Below are 22,992 nucleotides of genomic sequence, written 5' to 3'. Positions count from 1 at the left end.
GCCTCCCCGGCTTTTCCTTCGCCATTATTGATTGACTGTATCCAGCAACAGCGAGATGATTTGCGCGCTTTCCGCACGATTTACGGTTTCATGTGGCATGAATAACTGGTTGCCGCGCCCAGTAACTAATCCGAGCTCCTGTAAGGCAGCCACTGCATCTACAGCCCATGCACTAATCGTACCGGCATCTTTGAAATTACTCCTTTGACTGAAGACAGGATTCTGCCCTGTATGAAACAAATACGCCTTGTGGATCATGGATGCCATTTCTTCACGGCTTATCGTTTCCTCAGGGGCAAAGGTATCTGTGCTTCTTCCCGTTACAATTCCCGCTTCGTATGCTACGGCAATGGAAGAAGCGTACCATTCCGTGGATTCTACATCTTTGAATGCGGTTAAGTTCGTCCCTGTTATTCCAAGTGCCCGGGTGATCAGGGAAGCGAACTCCGCTCTGCTTACTTTTTGCTTCGGTGCGAAATCCGTCTCACTCACGCCCAAGACAATTTGCTTCGCAGCCATTCTTTTGATTACGTCATAGGCCCAATAAGAGGTAAGAACATCTTCAAAGGTTTTGTCATAGGTAAGGATGGCAAATTTACTGAAATGGTTCACTTGTGCATTCCATTTACCGTCTGAATAGCTTCCGCCCCTATACTCCACTCTGCCGTCCGCAGCGATGTTATAGATACCCGTCAGATCCTGGTAGGAATTCTCTTTTGCACTCAGCCTGATGGTGACCGGTTTGGAGAATTTCTCAAGTGTAAGCATCGTTCCATCGGCTTTTACAATAGCCAATTTGAAGTCATAGACCTCTCCTATTGCGGAGATGTCCGCATGATTCTTTTTTCCGGCTTGTGCAAGCAGCTCTTTACTTTGCTCTGAAGATAATGCATCCATTTCAATAGAGATTTTCGACTGCCCAAGCTCGCTGTCAGTAACCAGCGCCTGTAACCCCTTTAATACCTCTGCAGGAACTTCGATTTCCACATCTGTGTTCTTAACTTTCAGAGCATTCTTGCCGTCATTAGCCGCCATAGTCACAGGAAATAGCACCTGCCGCTCGCCCTTTGCCAGTTCGAATGCCAAATTGCCCTGACTCTCCGGTTTGCCTACCGGAACCACCGGCTTCCCCGGAAGATTGCTTGGAACGGCTGTGTCAGTCGGGTTGGCCGTGTGGGCTGGTTCACTTGGAAGGGCTGGATCTGGCGGATCAGTTGGATCAGTCGGGTTATTCGGATTCACCGGATGCTGCACCTTAACCGGTACATTGAAATCATCGACATTAATATGTCCGAACCCGCCTGTGGATTGGTCAACCACCTTAATATAGAGCTCCTCGCCGATATACTGCGAAGCATCCCAGATCTTCCGCTGATACTCCTCATAGTTGGTCGCAGTCTCTTTGAATAGCTCTTTGCCGTCCGATGCCCGGACCAGCGCAACATACAACTTATCGATATCACGCCCGCCGCTGACCAGGAAGTTGAGCTTGCCGTTCCCGCCAAGGATGAAATTCTGCGATTTCAGCGTTCCCGTCAAGCTGTCACCGCCGGCCGCCTCGTTGAAGCCCCACAAATGATATCCTCCCGGAATTTTATGCGACGGATTGAAGTAGATCGTGTCCCAAAAGAACTTGGCATCGGTCACATGCACATCCTGGAAGGCATCTCCTTCCGTAATCCAGCCTGTTAAGTCTCCTGTAGCAAAATCGTGGTTAGGCAGATCCGTAATATCGGTGTATACAGAGTTGTCCCAGTTGTCAGGCACATCAACGGGAGCAGCCGGTTCACCCGTCAAAGCATTCATATTCCATACTTCCATCGACTTGACTGTAATATCGTTGTCGGCCCAAACTTGCAAGCCCAAGGAATCGTATCTTCCCACGTAGACGCGGGTTGTCAGTTTTTTCTTGTAATTTGCAAAGGCTTCGACAACAGAGCGGTCCAGGAAAATATGCAGCTTCAGGTTCTCTCCGTCCAGATCCACGTATCCGCCTTGAATGCCGTCCACGCGCACATCCGGATCAATACTGCTCTTGGTCCGGTCCACATTGAAGGTCCCGTTCGCCTTATCATAGTAGATCAGCGTTTCTTCCTGGCCGTTATCGGAGCGCCGTACCTTAAGACCGAATTTCTGGGCTTCGCCCGGATCAATTTCCATCACAATCTCCAGCATGTCGCCTTTGACACTCCGGATCAATTGATTAGCGGCAGGCAAATTTTTGTCCGAGAAATCAACCACCTTATCTCCCCGGAGACTCTGCAATTCCTCAATGGGCTCAATGCGCAATTCATCATGCTCATCCAGGCTCAGGGAAACCGGCAATGCCAGATTATGAGCCCATCCAGCCTGATATTCAGCCTGCGGCGTTCTTACATTTTGCACCATAGAGTATACGACCGTTCTTCCGTCAGGTGTAACCATCCCGCTCTCTGCGGTCAAATATCCATCTCCCACATCCATTTTGGAAGGCGCGTCCTGATCAGGTGTAAACTTGAAATTATCTCTATCCCAGGTTCCAATCCAGTAAAAGACTTCAACATCTCTTTGCACATCGTCAGCTGGAGGAACCTGCTCTGGCTTCTCATGGGGATTAACCATGAAAATGTATTTTTGTTGTCCTGTACTGTCCTCACCTATCGGCAATAATACCGGCAGCTCCCATACCGTACCAAGCTCCGGATAAAGATTTCTGTCACTAACGTATAAAGGCCCCTTATACTCCCAGTTGTACATATCGTCAGACACATACACCAGAGCTGTACCGCTGCTGAAGTCTTGAAGACCGGATGTCACCAGCTGATACCACTTGTCGGTCTCTTGGTCATACCATACAAACGGGTCACGGAACTCATTATGGATGCCGTTGCCGTTCTGCTCCGTTACCGGCTCAGGAGATTTCACCCATTGCTCCAGACTAGGGTCGGACAGATCTGCGGGAGTCGCCAGGCCCGTTCTTTGATTTGGTGACAAAGAGTCATTGCCGGCAGTATAGAACAGAACAGGATTGCCGTCACGGTCATACGCTGCGCTGCCTGACCACACACCGTCAGGATCAAGCGTGCCCGCTTCAGGCGCAAGTGCAGGTCTCACATTTTCCCAATGCACCATATCGTCACTCACCCAATGTCCCCAGTGGATCTGATGCCAGAATGGACCTTGCGGGTTATGCTGATAAAATAAATGATACTGGCCGTTATAATAAATCGGTGCATGCGCTTCATTCATCCAGTTTTGCGGAGGCATCGCATGGTACTGCGGACGGTGCTGATCACCGTCAAACACACTGGGATCCTCGTCAATGTCACCATTTGGAATTTCCGGAACCGCGCCGCCGTGAAGCGCTTTCACATTCTTATACTCAGCAAGGATCTCTTGACCCGTGAGCGCTTTGTTCTGCAGCTTCACTTCATCTATAAGTCCGCTGAACATATTATAGGAGAACAATCCCGCAAACTCTGCAGATTTATTGTTTTTTCCGATAATCAGCTTTTCCGTAGAAGGGGTTATCGGAACGTTGACAGGAGTTGCCCCAGAAGCCACTTCCTGACCATTTAGATATAATTTAATGATTCCGTCCGTTTTGTCGAATGTAGCTGCTACGTAATTCCATTTATACTTTTCGAGTGGATGGTCCTTGACCCATACCTGAATCCACTGTCCGCCAATGCCGACCTGCATTGACCATGCGCCGTGCCGGTACATCCCCAAAGCGAAACCTTCGGTCTTATCCTGATCAGACTGGTTCACGATAGCAGACAGCTTGTTCCCGTCTCCCCATTCGTAGCTGCGTGGAGCGACCCAAGCCTCAATCGTTAACGCGTCACTTACTGGAACGGCATCCTTTGCATTAACCTCGATATCATTTGAGTATCCATCGAATAGCAAAGCGCCGCCTTTTACTCCGCGTGGAGTCCATCTTGGATCTTTGGAATCCATATATCTGGCGTTATTAAATACGTAGTTTACATCATGATCAAGATTACTTACTTCCTCATGTGCCTTTTTTCCTGCGCCTTCATCAAGGTTCATGTAGAAAATGGTTCCCGTATTATTCGCTTGAAAAGCGTCAACGGAGATACGTGCTTGATTGGATGGATCGATAACTTTGATATAAAGCCTCTTATTATAGTGCTTCTGCATTTTCCAGGAAATTTTCTCATTCGCACTGACTACACCAGTTTTCTCAAGCAACGCACTAGTGCTGGCATCATATAATGCGACATAGGCCTCCTGAGGATTAACGATATCTACAACAGTGAAGTTTATTGTCCCGGTCCCTCGAAGTGTAAAGATATTGGAGGTAATCGAACCCTGTCCTTCCAAAGTGGACTTGGCATAATAGTTACCTTCTTTACCAGCTTGGGCATCATTGTCCACTTGAAAAGCGTTGCCCTGAGCAGTCCAGCTCTCTAAATTTCCGGTTTCAAAGCTGTGATTCTGGATTTCGGTCGGCATAATGTTATCCGCCATAACTCCTTCTTCCGGTACAAGCTCATTGAAGGTGTGGAAGGCGTCCGCAAAGATTACTCCCCAATCCGCGTGACCATTATCCACGATCTCCACATACAGCTTCTTTCCGATATACTTGGAGAGATCGGCTTTATACTGCTCCATATTTGCAAGTCTCAGGCCCTGTGCCGGATCCGGGAACCCGGACTCGTTAAATTCGGTGTTGCCATACCTGGAAATTAGTTCACCTGTGTCCGCATTGATAACGTTCACATACACTTGATCCGTATGCTTGCCTCCGCCCAGTCTGAAGGTAATCCAGCCTGTTCCGCCCAGCTCGAAGGTGCTGGACCGAAGCTTACCTGTTGCGCTCTCGTTATACTTCAATCCATTTAAATGATAAGTGCCTTCCTGGTTATACGGGATTTGTTCAACCCAATAGGTGGTTTCGTCTGACACGCTGTTCGGTCCAAACGCTTCGCCTTCGACAACTGTCCAGCCTGTTAAGTTCCCGGTTTCAAAGCCGGGATTCTCAATTTGATAGCGTTGGAAATCCGGCTTGATATCCGTGGCGGTAATTCCTTCCGCAGGCTCGGACTCATGGTACATGAAGAAGGCGTCTGCAAATACCACTCCCCAATCCGAGGTGGCATTATCAACGATTTCCACATACAGCTTTTTGCCCAAATATTCGGAAATATCCGCCTTATATTGCTCCATATTGGCAAGCCGCAGACCTTGTGCAGGGTTCGGGAAGCCGACATCGGCAAAAGCGCTATTGCCATACCTCGCAATCACTTGTCCCGATTCAGCCTCCACGACATTGATATAAGCCTTGTTTGGATTTTTGGCACCGCCAAGCTTGAAGCTGATCCATCCGCTGCCGCCGAGCTCGAAGATGCTGGAACGAAGCACACCGGTCGCAGCTTCGTCATGCTTCCAGCCGTTTAGATGATAAGCCCCTTCCTGATTGTACGGGATTTGTTCCGCCCACCAGGTGGATTCACCCGATACACTGTCCTGGCCGAACGCTTGGCCTCTGACAACGGTCCAGCCTGATATATCCCCGGTTTCAAAGCCCGGATTCTGGATTTGATAGACTGTATCCGTAACTGACAACCCCTCGTCAGCCTGGGTAATTGAATAGACCGCATCCGTAACCGACAATCCTGCGTCAGCCTTAGGGGTGAATGTCTCCCGAGTGCCTACTCCAGCTCCGGCTGCAGCCGAGATTCCGGGAGCTACAAGCTGAAGAACCATCACCCCTGCAACCATTCTGGAGATCCATGCTTTGTTTCTTTTGGCTTCTTTCATCAACGAGCCTCCTTCATCATTTCTTATTCATGAAATCATTCATACGTATTTTTGAAATGACTCTCCGGATACAAGGATGCATAGTCATGAAGTAAGAGAGACGTGAATGAAGCGGTTTCATATCGAGGGAGCAAAGTGGCTTAAGTGTTTGTTGCATTATCCATGGTATAGTAAGGAGCGCCTAGGCGCTCCCATTACCATATAGATTGCATATCCCATATTTCCATGGACTTAACCAGCGGTTCCCCATCGCCCCAGATCTCAAGTCCCAGAGCATCCTTGCGGCTCGGATACACCCGGGTGGTCAGACTTTTCAATCCGTTGGCATATGCTTCGACCATAGAGCGGTCCAAATAGATGTGCAGCTTCAGGTTTTCTCCTAACAATTCCAGCTTGCCTCCTTGAATCCCGCTACACTTTTCACCCGGGTGCAGTGTCGTTTTCGTGCGGTCCACAAGGAACTTAGCTTCATTACAGTCATAAACCAGCAGTGTCTCTTCTTCCCCATCCGGTGTACACCGGACTTTGATTCCGAGTTGTCCGGCATTGCCCGGCTCCAGTTCCAGCTGAATCTCAAGCATGTCGCCTTGTACATCCCCCAGTAGCAGATTAGCTTCAGCCAACGACTTGTCTTGGAGGGATAGCCGCTTGGTGCCCCGCAGCGACTCCAGTTCCTGAATCGGTTCTATTCCCAATCGCCCATCATCTCTTAAATACACGCTTAACGGCAAACCTCCGTTATGAGCCCAGCCCGATTTGTATTCCATCTCTGACGTACGGTCCCCTTGGGCAATTGTGAACACAATATTTCTGCCCGTTTTCGGATCAACCATGCCGCTCGGACCGGTAAAATGGAAATCACCAACATCTATCAGTTGCGGTTCTTCTTGATCCGGAATAAATGACAGCTCATCCTTCTCCAGCTGCCCGATCCAATAGAATACCTCAACATCGGCACCCTTTCCTACAGGACTAACCAGCAGAAGATGCTTGCTGTCCCCTTTGTTGTCAGTGCCTAAGGGAAGAAGTACAGGCAATTCCCAGATGGGGCCAAGATAAGGGAACTTCTGAATATCCGCCTGATAGAAAGGACCTTTATACGTCCAATTCAGCATATCCTGCGAGGCAAATGCTAATGCTGCCCCGCCTTCGCCCTCAATTCCCGATCCTACCAGGGCATACCAGCCGTCCTCATCCTTCCACACGAACGGGTCCCGGAAATCTCCGAATGCGCCCATCCCCTTCTGCTGCACGATGAGCGGCTCCGGGTGTTTAATCCACGTAATGAGATCCGGGTCTCCGTCCTGCGGATAAGTGCTACGGGCAAGTGCAACCCTCTGATTCGGTGAAGCACTATCATTGCCTGCTGTAAAGAACAGAACCGGCAGCCCCTCTGCATCATAAGCCGCACTTCCCGACCAGATCCCATCCGGGGCGAGCTGATCCCTCTCAGGCGCCAGCGCTACAGGGAGATCACGCCAATGCACCAGATCTTCACTCACCCAATGTCCCCAGTGGATATGATGAAAGTACGGTCCTTGCGGATTGTGCTGATAGAACAAATGATATTGCCCGTCAAAATATATTGGCGCATGAGGCTCGTTCATCCAATGTGCCGGAGGGCTGACATGATACTGCGGCCTGTGCCGGTCCTTAAGCAGAGGTATACGATCCAGCTTAATGTCGTCATAATTCAACTTCGGCCGGACGCCTCCATGTGCGGAATCCAACACTTCCTGATAAAAAGCTGCTGCTTCTTCGTTACTCAGGGCACGGTTATAAATCTTCATCTCATCCATGATCCCGCTGAACATATGAAGGCTGAACACTTCGGCAAGCCTGCTGCCGTGATTATTCCTGCCGATGAACAAATCCGTGTCCATCGCCTCCGCTATGCGGGAACCGCGGGGCACAGCAGCCGATGTGATTTCGGTGCCGTTCAGCAGCAGCTTGATTTCACCCGCTTCTCCATCGAATACGGCGTTCACATAAGACCACTCATTCTTGGGAAGTTCATAACCATCCGGCGCCCAGATTTCCTTCCATTCTCCTCCCTCAAGCCCGATTTGGAAGGACCAGGAGCCATGACGGAACATGCCGAGCAGATATCCCTGCCTAGTCTTGTTATTGTAGCGGTTCACTATGGCAGCCAGTTTGCCTTCATGTCCCCACTCATAGGTGCGCGGGGCAATCCATACTCCAATGCTGAGAGCCGATAGAAATTCCGGCTCTCCGTTACGCTCTTCTCCGTGGACAGAATGAGCAATATACGTTGAGTAACCATCGAAGAGGAGAGCACTTCCTGCTACTCCCTGTCTCCACGGCGGAGTACAAGGGTCGGTAAACTCCGCATTATTGAATACATAATGAATCTCATCTACCGTCTTAGTGACGCTCTCCATAGCGCTTGCTCCGCTTCCTTCATCGAAAGCCCAATGCATCATTAGTCCCCGGTCACCTTCATGGCCGCTCATTCGTCATTCCTCCCTTGAGACTGCCTTGTACTAACACTTGGAATCTGAATGGACTTCAGCGTATGGATTTGAAGCGAGTTCAGAACAGCCTGTCCTGATTGTGTGCTTACCTGGATATTCTCAATCGGAGCATCCGGGAAAATCTGATCGGTTAGCACAACCAGACCATTAGCTGCATAAACTTCAACTGCATTGCGATCCAGCCAGATGTGCAGCTTAAGCTTGCCGTTCGCAGCGGCCAGCCTGGCACCGTGACGGCTTGCGAACGCCGGGTGGAAATCCGTCAGACCACTTTTTGAACGGTCCGTGAACAGCCATTCCTGAGCAGGGTCATATCCGATAATAATTTCGCTCTGCTGTCCGACAGATTGCAGATGGATATATACCGCGTCCCCGGATAGGATATCAATCTCTCCTTCAATTTCTAACAGATCACTATTCATCTGCTGTCTAAAAGGAGTCGCCGGCGTAATTGTGATATCGTTCCAGCTCATAGATTCATTCCGCAGCTGCTCTATTTCCCGGACAGGCATTTGGCTCAGCACGACACTTCCGTCCTTACTGGTCAGGGACATGGCACGGGGCAAAGTCATCGCACCTCTCCAGGAGCCGGTAGGCGTCTCGTTGGCATATTTCCAGTTGCTCATCCATCCGATGATTACGCGGCGTCCGTCCTGCTCCGGAATATCGGACCAGGTAACTCCCGCATAATTATCTCTTCCATAGTCAAGCCACAGTATATGATCCGCAGGATTGTCATTGATGAACGTCTTTCCATCGAACTCTCCAATAAAATATTGTGTGCGCGATCCCTCCGGACAATTGGGATGATCTCCGATGCTGATGATCAGCACCCATTTCGAACGCCCGGTGTCATCCACCGGCAGTTGAAACAGATCAGGGCATTCCCAGACGCCGTCATGTGATCCTTCTTCTCTACCGAATTCACCGGTCAGCGACCATTCACGCAGATTCTCGGATGCGTAGAACCGGGCATGATCTCCAGCGACAATCACCATAATCCACCGTTCACTTTCCGCATGCCAGAACACCTTGGGGTCCCGGAAGTCTATCAGTTCTTCCTCGGCCAGCACCGGATTTCCGTTATATTTATGCCAGTTCATGCCCTTATCGCTGCTGTAAGCCAGGCTCTGCCGCTGGCGCGGCTGCCCTGTATCCGGATGGTGATCGGCATGCGTAAAGATCGCGACAAGTCCATCCGAATCTTCAAATAAGCCGCTGCTGTTATTCCAATCCACTACACAGCATCCCGAAAAGATTGCTCCGTGCTCATCCGGAAATAGAGCAATAGGCGCGTGCTCCCATTGAATCAGGTCTTCACTGACAGCATGGCCCCAGTGCATTGGTCCCCATTTATTATCGTAAGGATGATGCTGATAGAATAGATGATAGCTTCCCTCATAATAGACTAATCCGTTCGGGTCATTGGCCCAGCTGGAGGGTGGTGAAAAGTGAAACCCTGGTCTGAATTGCTCATCATTATTGTGGTTCCCAGACTCTATCATCTGGTTAATCTCTTCTGTCGTCGGCATAGAACCAAGAGCCCCCTTTCGTGTGGTTACTAGCGCTCCGCCGGCATTGGCAAAAATCAGCATACTGGTAATTTGCTGGTTGGTCAGCTCCTGCAGGGAACTTCCGCTTTCTAAAAGCTTGTATAACAAACAGCCTAGAAAAGCATCGCCTGCTCCTGTCGTGTCGATTGCTTTGACCTTAAAGCCCGGCACATATCCATCCTGACCAGCCAACCGGTAATAGCAGCCTTTTTCCGCTAAAGTGACGACGAGGAGTCCGATGTCATATTGCTGCTGGAGTTCTTGTACGCCTTTTTCAAGATTGCTGCTGCCAGTAACAAAAGCTAGCTCTTCTTCCGAGATTTTCAACACATCGGCATAATTCATCCCCCAGAGAATATTCTGTCTGGCCTCCTCCTTACTCTCCCATAACGCAAACCGGATGTTAGGATCAAACGACAGTAGAACCCCTGCTTCCTTCGCTCTGCGGACTGCCGTCCGGGTTGCCGTGCGGGCAGGCTCATGGGTCATGGACAGCGAGCCGAAATGCAGCACCTGACAAGCTTCAATCTGCCCCAGCGGAACATCCTGCGCGTGTAAGAAGGTATCTGCCCCCGGCTTCCGGATGAAGCTGAAAGAGCGGTCCCCCTGGTCATCCAGGTGAACAAAGGCCAATGTTGTACTCGCTTCATTGGTAACCGACACCCCTGTTACATCTACCCCGTTATTATGCAGTGCATTTTGCAGCAATGAACCGAAGGGGTCTTCCCCAACTTTGCTGATCAGTGCTGATCTGGCACCCAGACGTGAGAGTGCTGCGGCTACGTTTGCCGGAGCCCCCCCTGGATTGCATTCAAACAGCCCGTTACCTCCTGCTGTCTGGCCTGCCGGTGTAAAGTCTATCAACACTTCTCCTATTGCGATGACATCAAGCACAGTTTCTCCCCCACCTAACTTCTATTTATTTTTTCAGATTTGCATTATATCGATCCAACCCTTTTTGGTAGATCTCCATCAGTTCATTCAGGCCCATCTTGTCCAGTGTTTTAATGTAGTTGTCCCAAGCCTTATCTGCGCCGCCCTCTACAATGAATCTTCCTCTTTGGGTATTTACATATTTAATCAGCTCTGGCTCGATCTTGTTGATGGTGTCCAGTTCTTCCGGCTCGAAGAAGATACTCGGATAGTTTTCCTTTTCCATATATGGATTGTAATATTGCTCGAGATCTTTAGCGCGCTGCTGAGCCCGGGGTTCCATGTCCACCACTTTACCGAAGTCATCGATAGTAATGACACCAGGTGCGCCCGATCCCGGAGCAACCTTCTGGCGGAATTCACCTGCTGAGGCTCCTTCAGGAAGCGGTAAATTCACCAGTTTTCCGTTTTCGTCCTTCTTGTACACGACATCCAGCGGTCCCCAGTGGATTTGAGCAGCCATGTAAGGCTCATACTGCTGGTCAATCCAGCGCATGGTGATTTCCGGATTGCTGTCCGCTTTGGTAATGGCAAACGACCCTCGGCCTGGACCTCCGCCATTCGCGCGTCCAATCGTTTGCTCTCCATTCGCGCCTTTGAGCGGAGATAAGAGTACATAATCCTTGGCACGTTCGGTTCCGACAACTTCTTCGACTTCCCACCAGATATAAGATCCCAGTGTCTCATCTGTCGTTTTGCCTTTGGCCAGATACTGTGCAGCATCCTGGGTGAAGGATTCCGGATCAATCAGGCCCTGCTTATACCATTTTTCATGGAAATAATTCAGGGCTTCCTTATATTCAGGCTGAGTTGCGGTGAAAATGACTTTTCCTTCACGGACGACACGGTGCTCCAGATTATCCGGGAGACCAAAGGCCCCGAATAGTCCGGCAATATCCATGCACCACTGCATATGCATGAAGCTTAACGGGATTTCATCCTGCTTGCCGTTGCCGTTCGGATCTTTTGTTTTGAAGGCAAGCAGCGCTTCCGTGTATTCATCCAGCGTTTCCGGTACTTTTAGGCCCAGCTTATCCAGCCAGCTTTTATTAATGACGTGGAAGAAAGGGTTGGTTCCAAGATTGTTTTCTTCCCAGGACGGCAGCCCGTAGATATGCCCATCCGGCGCTGTGATCGATGATTTGATATCAGGACGGCGATCCAGAAGCGCTTTCAGGTTAGGTGCATACTGATCAATTAAATCCTCCAGCGGAATAAGTGTTCCATCTTTACCGTAATTGATCAGCTCGTAATCAGTGAATCCGGCGGCATAGAAGGCATCCGGCAAATCGCCACTTGCAAGCAGCAGGTTTTTCTTTTCTGTATAATCGGTATCCGGGATGTTCTCCCAATCAATCTTCACATTGGTTTCCTGCTCCAGCCGCTTGAAGATTTCCATCTCTGAGAACTCTGGTGCCAGGGCCGCCTTCGGGGCTACCATTCTTAACGACACGGGTTTGTTTACAACAGGAAGACCAGTTGCATTGAAATTGTCTTTCTGATTGGAATTCTCCGCCTGATTGTTTGTCCCGTTACCGTTACCCGAACATCCGCTCAGCGCAAACGCTCCGGCCAATACCAGAATCCCCGCATTTTTAAATAAAGAACTCATTTTCGATAACCTCCCTTTTGTTCATTCCGCCTGCTAATTACTCCTGTTTTGGTTTCACCTATTGCTCTGAATATGCGGTGCATCCCCCCTTTCAAGTACCGCGTCAGAGTACTATCCTTTGATGGAGCCGATCATTACGCCTTTAACAAAGTACTTCTGGAGGAAAGGATACAAAATCAGCAGCGGAAGACTGGATACCATGATGACCCCGTATTTGATCAGCTCTGTCACACGCATCTTGGCGGCATAGGATTCCACATCGATCATCATGCCGGAGTTGACCTGATTCTGGACAAGGATGTTGCGCAGCACTAATTGCAGCGGATACTTGCTCTCATCGTTCAGATAGATCAAGGCATCGAAGAAACCGTTCCAGAAGCCGACCACATGGTAGAGCACCATTACTGCCAGGATGGACTTGGACAACGGCAGAACGATACTCCAGAAGAATCTGGTGTTGGAACACCCGTCAATGGAAGCCGCTTCCCACATTTCGTCTGGTATGGATGACTGGAAAAAGGTTCTTACAATAATGACGTTAAAAACACCGCCTGCCCCGGGAATGACCAGCGCCCACATCGTATTCAGCAGGTGCAGATCCTTAATCAGCAGATAAGTGGGAATCAGCCCGCCGCTGAAAAACATGGTCACCAGCAAAAACCACATAATCACAGACTTCCCGGCCAGATCCTTCCGGGCTAACGGATAGGCTGCAAATACCGTCACGGCTACTCCAATTAATGTTCCCAGCGTTGCATAAAGAATGGAGTTGCCATATCCGATCCAAATGGAGGAGTCACTGAATATCCGTTCATAACCGTCCAGTGTGAAGCCTTTCGGGAATAGCCAGACCTCACCGGAGTAAATGTAATTGGGGTCACTGAATGAGGCAACCAGTACAAAATACAATGGATACAGTACTAGCAGCATAATAATGGTCAACAGAATGTAGTTGATGATGTCAAACCATACATCCCCTCTGCTCTTTCGCTTCACTAATTGATTCATCATCATTTCCTCCTTACCACAGACTGGTCTCTGTCATCTTTTTAGCGATCCGGTTAACGGTGAAGATCAGGATAATATTAATAAGGGAGTTGAACAGGCCGACTGCCGTAGAAAAACTGTATTGGGCCTTCTGAATCCCCATCTCATATACATAGGTAGGGATAATATTGGAGGTGGCGTAGTTTAGATCACTCTGCATCAAAAACGCCTTTTCAAAACCGATACTCATAATGTTGCCCAATGCGAGAATCAGCAGGATAACGATCGTCGGCAGGATGCTGGGAATATCTACATACCAGACACGCTTCCATTTGCTCGCTCCATCCATAATGGCCGCTTCATGCAGCTCGGGATTGACTCCCGCAAGTGCAGCAAGATAGATAATTGTGGCGAAGCCTGTTTCCTGCCAGATTCCTGATAAAATATACAAGGGACGGAACCAACCCTCATCAGCCATGAAGAGAATAGGCTGTCCGCCAAACGAGGTAATTATATGATTCACGATTCCGCTGTTTGGAGACAAAAAAACATTGAGCATGCCAACGAGTACTACAGTAGAGATAAAGTGAGGCGCGTAAATCACGGTCTGTACAAATTTCTTATAGGACTTGCCCAGCATCTGATTCAGCATAATTGCGATGATGATTGGAGCCGGGAAGCCAAATAACAGTGAAAGAAAACTGAGTGAGAGCGTGTTTGTGATAATGGTCCAGAAGTTATAGGAATCAAAGAAATCTACAAAGTGCTGAAATCCTACCCATTCACTTCCCCAGATCCCCTGGCTGGGTGAGAAATCCTTAAATGCAATTTGCACCCCATACATCGGATAGTACTTAAATACGAGGTAAAGAATAATGATTGGCAGTAAAAACAGGTACAGTTCGTAATCGCGTTTGAACCTGCTCCACGGTTTGCGTTTTGGTTGGATCATGGAATGATCCACACGGTTGGTTGTTGAATTCACGCATATTCTCCCTTTCGTGTGCAAATAATTTTTTTGAAACGTTTCCAATTTAAATTTAGAAAAACTCAGTCGGTAGATCTCTATCAAGTACTTCATAAAAATCAATATTGAAACGTTTCCAATTTAGAGTGAAAAACATCAGTTCATAGAGTGCATCCACAGAATAAGCTGAAGTTTTTCGATTAAAGGGATCATGTCGTTTCACCTTGTTTGAATTTAACAGGGATACGATACACTTGTTTATCTAAGGGAATGCCTTCAATCTTGTTATAGAGCAGTCTAATTGTCATACGTGCCATCTCTTCTACCGGTTGCCTGATTGTAGATAGAATAGGATGAAAATAAGGGTTATCCTGAATACCGTCATAACCGATGACCTTCACATCCTCTGGTATACGAATACCCTTCCTGCGTGCTTTGTCAATATAGCTGGCAGCCAGCATATCGGTAATGGCAAAAATTCCATCTACATCGCCATGCTCGTTGAGGAACTCGTGAATATAGGCATTGTCATCTACTATTGGATCCGGCTTCTCATAGATCACATAATCGATACCCAAAGCCTCCGCTTCATGGATAAATCCTTGCCTGCGGTTCATGGTTTCGCTGAAAACGGAAGTAACACTCCCCATAAAAGCCGGTTTCCTGGCTCCTGCTCTCACCAGCTCCCTTAAAGCAAGACGTCCTCCCTCAAAATTATCTGAGGTCACACAGGTAATCTTCTTGTTAAAGTGCCTGTCGATGCTTACAATCGGAATGTTGTTGCTCACATTATTCTCGATATCGTTATAAGTTATGCCCACAATCCCCGCCACTTTGTTCTGCCGGAGCATTTCCAGATAGTACAGCTCCTTCTCAGGCTTACCTCCGCTATTACATAACATAAGCTTAAAGCCTTCCCGATCCAGCTCATCCTCAATGTAATAAGCCAATTCAGAAAAGAATGGATTCCAGATGCTCGGAAGCAGTAGAGCTACCATCTTGGATTTCTGCATCTTGAAATTCCGGGCCACTTCATTAGGGAAGTAATTCAGTTCTTGTATCGCTTCCTCCACTTTTTTGCGTGTCTTGGGTTTAACAGCGCCAGAGTTGTTAATGACTCTGGATACGGTTCCTACAGCAACGCCTGCTAAGTTTGCAACATCTTTAATACTTGTCATATAACACCTCCGAACTCTCTCTGGAAAATATAATATCACCAAAATGGAAACGTTTCAATATTTATTTTGGAAACGTTTCAAAAGGAGGGCGAGTCACGAGTGCAGACACACATCGGGGCTGTCTTGCTCCCAGGAATAATGCTGTAGACTGACAAGCTTCAGTTCTTTTGAAGCCGCCATGTCCAATTTCAATGTTGCATAATGATTGTTTACTAATTTTATTGCATTAATTGTGATTCTGATCATAGTTACTATTCAAAAACCTAAATATACTGAAAACACTATAATTACATTTTTATCATTTATATCCAATTTGGAGATCTGTGAACAAGGATGTAGTTGTAAATTTCACGAAAGGGGTCTTGCCCTCTCCACACTTCCCTCCGTACATTAAGGTTGTTCGCCGCCTTAGTCCTTGCACCCCAGATCGCAGCTTGAGTAAGTACACAGGCTTGATAAAGGATGATTATAAGAACCCGGCACAACTTAAAACCAACCAATTTGATCGGAGGAGTATTAAATATGAAAAAGACTGTAGCTTCACTTCTTGCAGGTATTGTAGCACTTGGATCCTTTGCCTCGGTGGGCACTGCGGCTGAAAACAATGAGCAGAATAATCCCATAGAGCTCTTCTCAGGCTCTTCCCCTATTTCAATTACGGACCAAGCCTGGAAAGCCCCGGCAGGCTCCGCTTCTGAGGACAAAGTATGGGGATATCTTGAGAATGTTAAAGGGAACCTGCATCTTTCGGCTAAGGAGGATGTCCGGGAGAAATTCAAAATTACAGAGCAAAAAACAAACAGCAGGACCGGCAGCCAGCATTACCGGTTAAGCCAGTATATCTCGGGGATACCGGTATATGGAGCCGATCAGACCCTGCATATCGACAAAACGGGCAACGTTACCTCCCTGCTGGGAAGTGTAGTTGAAGATGTATACCAGACCATTCCGCAGCCGCTGATTCAACTCCAAACCATATCCGGAGCAGAGGCCATTCTGGCAGCCAGCCAGGATGCCACGCTGGAACATGGACCGCTAGGTGAGCCGCAAATAACTCCTACAGCGGATTTGTATTATTTTATCGTTGACGGAGAACCTAAATTAGCCTATAAAACGGAAGTGAACGTGCTGGAACCCGAGCCTTTGCGGATACGGTACTTCATTTCTGCGGAGAATGGCAGCGTACTGTTCAAATATAACATCTTAGAGAACCTGACGGGTACGGGCACTGGAGTGTTTGGAGATACCAAAACGTTCGAGACACGCCTCTCGGGTTCAACCTACCAGCTCTATGACAGCACCCGCGGCAAGGGCATTGTGACCTATACCGCCAAGAACAAGACTTCTCTTCCGGGGACGCTCTTAACCAGCACTAACAATGTCTGGACAGACAAAGCCGCGGTTGATGCCCACACCTATGCTGAGAGAACCTATGATTATTATCTCCAGCATTTCGGCCGCAACAGCCTGGACAACAACGGACTGCAGATCCGTTCGACCGTTCATTACTACACTTCCTATAACAACGCATTTTGGAATGGTGCGCAAATTGTTTTCGGTGATGGGGATGGATCTACCTTTACACTGCTGTCCGGTGATTTGGACGTGGTCGGCCATGAGCTGACGCACGGTGTGACTGAGAAAACATCCAATCTTGAATACTACGGAGAACCGGGGGCACTTAATGAGTCCTTCTCCGACATCATCGGAAATTCAATTGAAGGTGCGAACTGGCTGATCGGTGATAAAATATATACACCGGGTGTAGCGGGTGACGCACTCCGCTCACTAGCTAATCCGCCATTGTACGGCCAGCCTGACAAATACAGCGACCGTTATACCGGCTCGGCAGACGAAGGTGGTGTGCATACGAATAGCGGCATCAATAATAAAGCTTTCTATCTGGCTGCTCAAGGCGGTACGTTTAACGGTGTAACAGTCACAGGCATTGGCCGTGAGGATGCCGTTCAAATCTATTACAATGCACTTGTATATTATCTTACAACCTCCTCCAACTTCTCTGCTGCACGTACAGCCATCATTCAATCGGCCACTGAATTGTTTGGAGCAGGCTCGGCTCAAGTAACTGCTGTAACCAAAGCTTACAATGCGGTAGGCGTCTACTAAAACAGAATAACAGGCCAATGATCCTGAGGATCATTGGCCTGTATGATGTAAATCAACAATAATAAGCTCTGGATTGATTTACTGAATGGCTCTGTAAATCATCTCAGACAAATCAATGGCCCATGCCGTGGCTATTTGTTGTTACTGTTGTGGACTGAAATAAAGTGACATCTTCGGCACTTGCGGCAGTCAAAATGGTTAATGAGCTAATCAGCAATACGGTTGTCAATAACAAAAGCTTCTTTTTCAACATTTTCATCATTGAACTCCCCTTCTAAAATATTTCGCATAATTGCATGATACTCTTGTAGCTGTGAAATATTGGCCTTAGCTCTAACAAGCTCATAAAAAGCAATAGCTTTTCTAAAACCTGCTCTATCAAATAGTTTACCACTTAATATGATATTTTCCAGTGTTAGGTTTATTGCAATGGCTGACTTCCCCCGTTTAAACCAATAAATTGATAGTAGATGAATATATTCTATGTAGTACCTAACATCTACAGCAGGTGAGGTATCATCAGGTTTCTCAATGTCACTTTGCAGTTCTTCCAATGCCCAGTCCACCTGGTAGTTGTATCTTAAAGCGGAGTCCAAGATATTTAGCAACCCGGCGGTCAACTCTTCCCTTGCACCCATCTTTAAAAATTTCACGTATTCAGGCAATACTTCCTCCTTTCCCTCAAGTAAGTCAAGAACGAAGGTGTTTGCTCTAGCTGTACTTTTGTAATATTCAATTTCTGCCAATGATTCCTCGTCATCAAGTTGAACCCAGCTCAAATTTGAATACTTTTCTATACACTGGCGGGCGTTTTTGTAATCCCCAAGTTTTTGGAGAGCAATGCCCTTCGCACAAAGACTAAACCCAAAGTAATACACTAGAGAACGCTTTAACCTTTGGGTCTCAGATCCCTTGGGGGCTGTAGCATGTATTACTGCGATCATCCCAATAATCTTATCAGAGATATCTATCATTGCTGTAAAATTGTCTAAGGTGAATGAAGCTTTTAGCATAGCTATTAAAGAGTCGGTATCCATACCATCAAGTTCCAACAACTCCTATTTCACTCCTTACAGACCATTTTATAGCAATAATAAGTCTTTTCCATCCTGTGGTCAATTAATTTGTTGGCTCTTAAATTGCCATTCGCTCCTCTCAACCGAAAAAAACTTGCAACTTGCGCAGGTTTCAAAGATTTCAATCTCCTGTCTCTTCAACTTCAATCTGCAAGCTCCAGATTTTCTCCAACTGCTGCCTTCACCTGACGTTATATTTAGATGTTTATCAAATCGGCAATAGTACCATGTTCTTGTCTTCCGACAAAAAACAAATTCTAAGGAGTTGCTTTTAATAATCATGGCTGACATCATCAACATTACGGCAATCATAAGCATAACAGTGCCAAACGTAAACATGGGCTGTTTGAATGCCCTCAAGTCCATGTCGTATTAGCCAGCCCCTCGAAAGCTACGGTGGTTAGAACGAGCATAATACCAATCGTCAACGCCCTGTGCTGCCTGTCAAAAATTCCAATCTGATTGTTGTTTGTCTCCTACACCTTCTTTGTAAAGTAAATTAGAAATCAAAAAAATGCCGCTTTTAATAGCAGCATTTTCTGAGATCAATTAATTTATTTACAAGTGGTGATATAATTATGCTTTTGGAATTGCCCCTATTTGTTGGAGCAAGCCAAGCATATCGGGTTGACCATACTCTTCAATAATTTGGCCATTAGAGATCCGATAAAAATTCATTGCATTTACTTCAATTTTCTTTCCTGTTGGTGGAAACCCGAGAAACACTCCGTCTTGTGTGCCCTTCATGACAAAATGAGCTGCTATTAGATCCTCTTCTGCTACCAGCTCCTTAACAGTCCATTGTATATCGGAAAAACCAGATCTCATCATATGAATTATGGAGAGATAACCATTTGGACCATTCATTGGTTCTTTTTGCATAGGTACATAAAAAACAGCATCTGGAGAAATCAATTCTTCAGCAAGTTCCTTGCTTGCCGTATTAATGAAGTTCGTGAAACGATGCATCAATTGTTTGTTTTCTGTAATCGTCATATTTAAACCCCTTTCTATTTCGTAAGATATAACGATCTTACCGTTTGCGGTGTTACTTTCCATTAAAAGATGTGCCTCTCCAATCTCCTCGAGTGTAAAGACTCGGGCAATAGGTGGGACTATACCATGTTTTTGGAGATGCTCAAATAAAGGGATCAGTGAACTTTCTTTGATAACTTCACTGGTGAACGCTGTAAAATACACACCTGTGGGTATATCCACTAAAGGTTCAAAGGCATCAAGAGTCCATTCATTTCCTAATATTCCTGACATGCAACATATCCCTCGTTCTGAGATGAATTGCAAGGACTCCTTTACAGTTGGTGTACCAACCAACTCTAGAACCTTGTTTACCCCATTTGGAGCAATAGCATACACCTGTTCTCTCAAATGCTCATTATCGAGCAGTGCATAGTCTGCTCCAGCTTGTTGGAGAAGTGCAAATTTCTCTTTGTCTCGAGTCGTTGATATGACTGTTGCTCCTACACTCTTAGCTAGCTGAAGTGCTGCTAAGCCTACGGAACTTGTCCCACCACGAATAAGCAGCATCTCTCCTGAAGTCAATTGAAGACATTCAAATAAGGATGCATACGCGGTATAATACATTTCCGGTATCGCTGCAAGTTCAGTCCATTTCATATCCCTAGGAATAGGATACACCTGGTCCGAAGGTATAAGTGCATATTCAGCATAACTTCCGTCAAATGCACGGCCTAACCCTCCCATTAATGAAGCGACGGCTGTTCCCTTTATAAATGTGCTATCAGAAGGGTCTTCAATCTCCCCTACGCATTCGATCCCCATAATACGCGGAAATTGAACGGACGGTGAATGCCCCTGTCTAGTAAACATTTCCGAGCGATTTATTCCAAACGCCCTGATTTTTACAAGTACCCACCCAGGTTTGACTATAGGAATAGGTACTTCAGTGATCTGTAGTTCTTGTGGGGTACAGACCCTTTCCAATACAACTGCCTTCATTATTTATTTCTCCGATCTCAAATGGATTCGTTTCTCAAACAGCATGAATATTGCGTTCGTCACAATGGCAAGTCCTGCTGACAATAAGCCCCCCCACAAAATCTTATCGATATTCATGGTCCGTAATCCATCATTTAATATCGTACCTAGCCCTCCTGCATTAATGAAGGCAGCGATGGTTGCCATGCCAATGGTTGTTACCGAAGCAAGTCGAAGGCCTGCAAACAGAGGCTTGATTGCTAAGGGTACCTGAACTTGAAGTAAGATCTGAAATCGGCTCATACCGACCCCTGTAGCAGCTTCAATAACAGATGGTTCAACATGATTCAAAGCTGCAGTGAACTGACGTAGAAGGATATATTGGTTATAAGCAATGAGCACGGTAATGGCTGTCGTTTTCCCCAATCCGGTCACAGGGATCATGATTGCAAACAAAGCCAAGCTCGGAATAGAATACAAAATTGAAAACATGTAAATGAGTGATCTAGATACCTTATCAGAGGCCAGAGCTAAGATGGTTAAAACGATGGCAATGAGCACAGAGAGCAGCATGGTCAGAATGAGGATCTCCACATGCTCCAATAATGCTTGTACCAACTTATCCGGATGTTTAATGGCATAGTTGATCATGTTAAGTTCCCCCAGAAGCGTTCTTGCTCCTTCGAAGATTGAATGAGTGAGTACACAAAATCATCTGCAGGATGAGTTATAATTTCTCTCGGGGTATCGAATTGACAAACCTTACCCTGATTCATAATCACAACTCTGGTTCCTAGCTTGAATGCTTCATTAATATCATGAGTCACGAACAAAAAGGTTTTTTTCATTCCCCCATGAATCTTTAAGAGTTCATCCTGGAGATTCAAGCGCGTAATAGCGTCCAAGGCCCCAAAGGGTTCATCCAGCAGCATAATATTGGGATCGGTTGCCAATGCTCGCGCAAGACCGATTCTCTGTTGCTGCCCTCCGGACAATTGTGAAGGATAACGTCGTTTGAAGTTCTCTGAATCTAATTCAACCAAAGCTAACAATTCTTGTACCCGATCTTCGATTTTCTTTTTGTCCCATTTCAAAAGACGAGGAACGGTAGCTATATTTTGTTCAATATTGATGTGGGGGAACAAGCCTACTTGCTGAATAACATAGCCGATTTTCCTTCTAAGTATTACAGGATCAACTCCAGCGATATCCTCCCCAAATATTTTAATAATTCCGTGGGAAGGATCGTTAAGCCGATTCACCATCTTCAATAAAGTTGTTTTTCCTGATCCAGAGGAGCCGAGGATGGTAATAAACTCCCCTTCACTTATCGACAGGTTCACATGATCCACTGCATATTCATTGGAATCTGAATATGTTTTACTCACATCATGGAATTCGATTGCTGTTGGATTCATGTTAACGCCATCCTTATTTAATGGAATCATAAAATTCTTTGGCCACATCTTCATATTCTTCTTTGTCTACGTCCACTTTCGCGTTTAGTGCGGTTACGGTGTCTGTATCCAATACCGAGCTAACCTTGTTGATCACTTCAGCGATGCCGGAATCCGTTGAAAGCACATTATCACGGATAACAGGCGCCAAGTTATAAGGGGGCCATACTTGTTTGTTATCTTCCAATAGAGTAAACTCGTCTTTGTTTACCAACTGACCTTCAGTAGTATATGCGGGCGCAACATCAGCCTCGTTGTTTCTAAGCACTTCATATTTCAAACTGTTATCATATACTTTGGATGATTTCCAATTGAGCTTGCCATACACTTTCTCCAGTGCTGGAATACCGTCAGCGCGCTGGTCCACCTCTCCTTGGGAAGCAAATCGAATCTCCCCGGCATGTTTTTGCAGGTCAGTAATGGTCTTGATCCCTAATCTTTGTGATACTTCCGTTCGCATAACGAGACCCGCTCCATCATTTGCTTTTGAATAATCGAGCCATGTGATATTGAATTGCTTTTTGTACTCTTCCTTGACTGTTGTATACACTTCATCCGGATCTGTCATCAAATCCATCTGTAATACGGCCAACAACCCAGTACCTGTGTACTCTGGATACATATCGATATCGTTATTAACAATCGATGAATGAATGATAGAACCCGCAATATTAGGAACCCGCTCTACTTGGTATCCCGCGTTCTCCAAAGCCAATGCATATAGCTCCCCGACAATTAAATTCTCAGTAAAGTCTTTTGAACCAATTCGTATTGTCGATCCATGATTATTCGTTTTATTACCACATGCGCTCAACATTATGGACAAAACAAGTGTGATTGAAATGGTTAAAACTAATTTTTTCTTTATGTTCTTTTTCATTTGTG

At 46.6% G+C, this 22,992-nt stretch carries 13 protein-coding genes; 1 reads left to right on the top strand and 12 read right to left on the bottom strand.

Annotation, left to right across the window (positions count from 1 at the left end; genetic code table 11):
• Positions 1–24 precede the first annotated feature (24 nt).
• The 7 genes from NST69_RS15295 to NST69_RS15265 form a co-directional block, all read right to left on the bottom strand.
• Complete coding sequence (locus NST69_RS15295) at positions 25–5,766, bottom strand: GH32 C-terminal domain-containing protein (RefSeq protein WP_342549944.1); 5,742 nt, start codon at positions 5,764–5,766, stop codon at positions 25–27.
• Between the two features lie 194 nt (positions 5,767–5,960).
• A complete protein-coding gene (locus NST69_RS15290; protein WP_340952727.1) occupies positions 5,961–8,240 on the bottom strand; it encodes a GH32 C-terminal domain-containing protein in 2,280 nt (759 codons plus the stop codon).
• A complete protein-coding gene (locus NST69_RS15285) occupies positions 8,237–10,708 on the bottom strand; it encodes a PfkB family carbohydrate kinase (protein WP_340952730.1) in 2,472 nt (823 codons plus the stop codon). Before NST69_RS15285 ends, NST69_RS15290 begins: the two co-directional genes overlap by 4 nt.
• A 25-nt stretch (positions 10,709–10,733) precedes the next feature.
• Positions 10,734–12,359 carry an ABC transporter substrate-binding protein gene (locus NST69_RS15280; protein WP_340952733.1) on the bottom strand — a complete coding sequence of 542 codons (1,626 nt, stop codon included), beginning with the start codon at positions 12,357–12,359 and terminating at the stop codon, positions 10,734–10,736.
• Between the two features lie 111 nt (positions 12,360–12,470).
• Positions 12,471–13,367, bottom strand: coding sequence for a carbohydrate ABC transporter permease (locus tag NST69_RS15275; protein WP_209874147.1), 897 nt, complete (start codon positions 13,365–13,367; stop codon positions 12,471–12,473).
• A 13-nt stretch (positions 13,368–13,380) separates the two neighbouring features.
• Positions 13,381–14,298 carry an ABC transporter permease subunit gene (locus tag NST69_RS15270; protein ID WP_340958055.1) on the bottom strand — a complete coding sequence of 306 codons (918 nt, stop codon included), beginning with the start codon at positions 14,296–14,298 and terminating at the stop codon, positions 13,381–13,383.
• A 224-nt stretch (positions 14,299–14,522) separates the two neighbouring features.
• On the bottom strand, positions 14,523–15,491 hold the full coding sequence (locus NST69_RS15265) for a LacI family DNA-binding transcriptional regulator (RefSeq protein ID WP_209874150.1): 969 nt from the start codon (positions 15,489–15,491) through the stop codon (positions 14,523–14,525).
• A 522-nt stretch (positions 15,492–16,013) separates the two neighbouring features.
• Here NST69_RS15265 and NST69_RS15260 point away from each other — a divergent pair.
• Positions 16,014–17,618, top strand: coding sequence for a M4 family metallopeptidase (locus NST69_RS15260; protein WP_340952736.1), 1,605 nt, complete (start codon positions 16,014–16,016; stop codon positions 17,616–17,618).
• A 206-nt stretch (positions 17,619–17,824) separates the two neighbouring features.
• Here the strand turns inward: NST69_RS15260 and NST69_RS15255 are convergent, their stop codons facing one another.
• The 5 genes from NST69_RS15255 to NST69_RS15235 all read right to left on the bottom strand — a co-directional run bounded on the left by NST69_RS15255 (position 17,825) and on the right by NST69_RS15235 (position 22,987).
• Positions 17,825–18,673, bottom strand: a complete 849-nt coding sequence (locus tag NST69_RS15255) for a hypothetical protein (RefSeq protein ID WP_340952737.1) — start codon at positions 18,671–18,673, stop codon at positions 17,825–17,827.
• A 597-nt stretch (positions 18,674–19,270) separates the two neighbouring features.
• Positions 19,271–20,671 (bottom strand): ester cyclase, encoded by a 1,401-nt coding sequence (locus NST69_RS15250; protein ID WP_342549941.1) that lies wholly within the window; start codon positions 20,669–20,671, stop codon positions 19,271–19,273.
• 3 nt (positions 20,672–20,674) lie between these two features.
• A complete protein-coding gene (locus NST69_RS15245) occupies positions 20,675–21,301 on the bottom strand; it encodes an ABC transporter permease (RefSeq protein ID WP_340952742.1) in 627 nt (208 codons plus the stop codon).
• Positions 21,298–22,068: an ABC transporter ATP-binding protein gene (locus NST69_RS15240; RefSeq protein ID WP_340952745.1), complete on the bottom strand. Its 771-nt coding sequence runs from the start codon at positions 22,066–22,068 to the stop codon at positions 21,298–21,300. Before NST69_RS15240 ends, NST69_RS15245 begins: the two co-directional genes overlap by 4 nt.
• A 13-nt stretch (positions 22,069–22,081) precedes the next feature.
• Positions 22,082–22,987, bottom strand: coding sequence for a glycine betaine ABC transporter substrate-binding protein (locus NST69_RS15235; RefSeq protein ID WP_340952747.1), 906 nt, complete (start codon positions 22,985–22,987; stop codon positions 22,082–22,084).
• Positions 22,988–22,992 lie beyond the last annotated feature (5 nt).

The sequence above is a fragment of the Paenibacillus sp. FSL P2-0089 genome (assembly GCF_038595095.1).
GTDB lineage: Bacteria > Bacillota > Bacilli > Paenibacillales > Paenibacillaceae > Paenibacillus_AQ > Paenibacillus_AQ silagei.
Note: the sequence above shows the minus strand (reverse complement) of the source record. Positions and strands in the feature narration are given on the sequence as shown.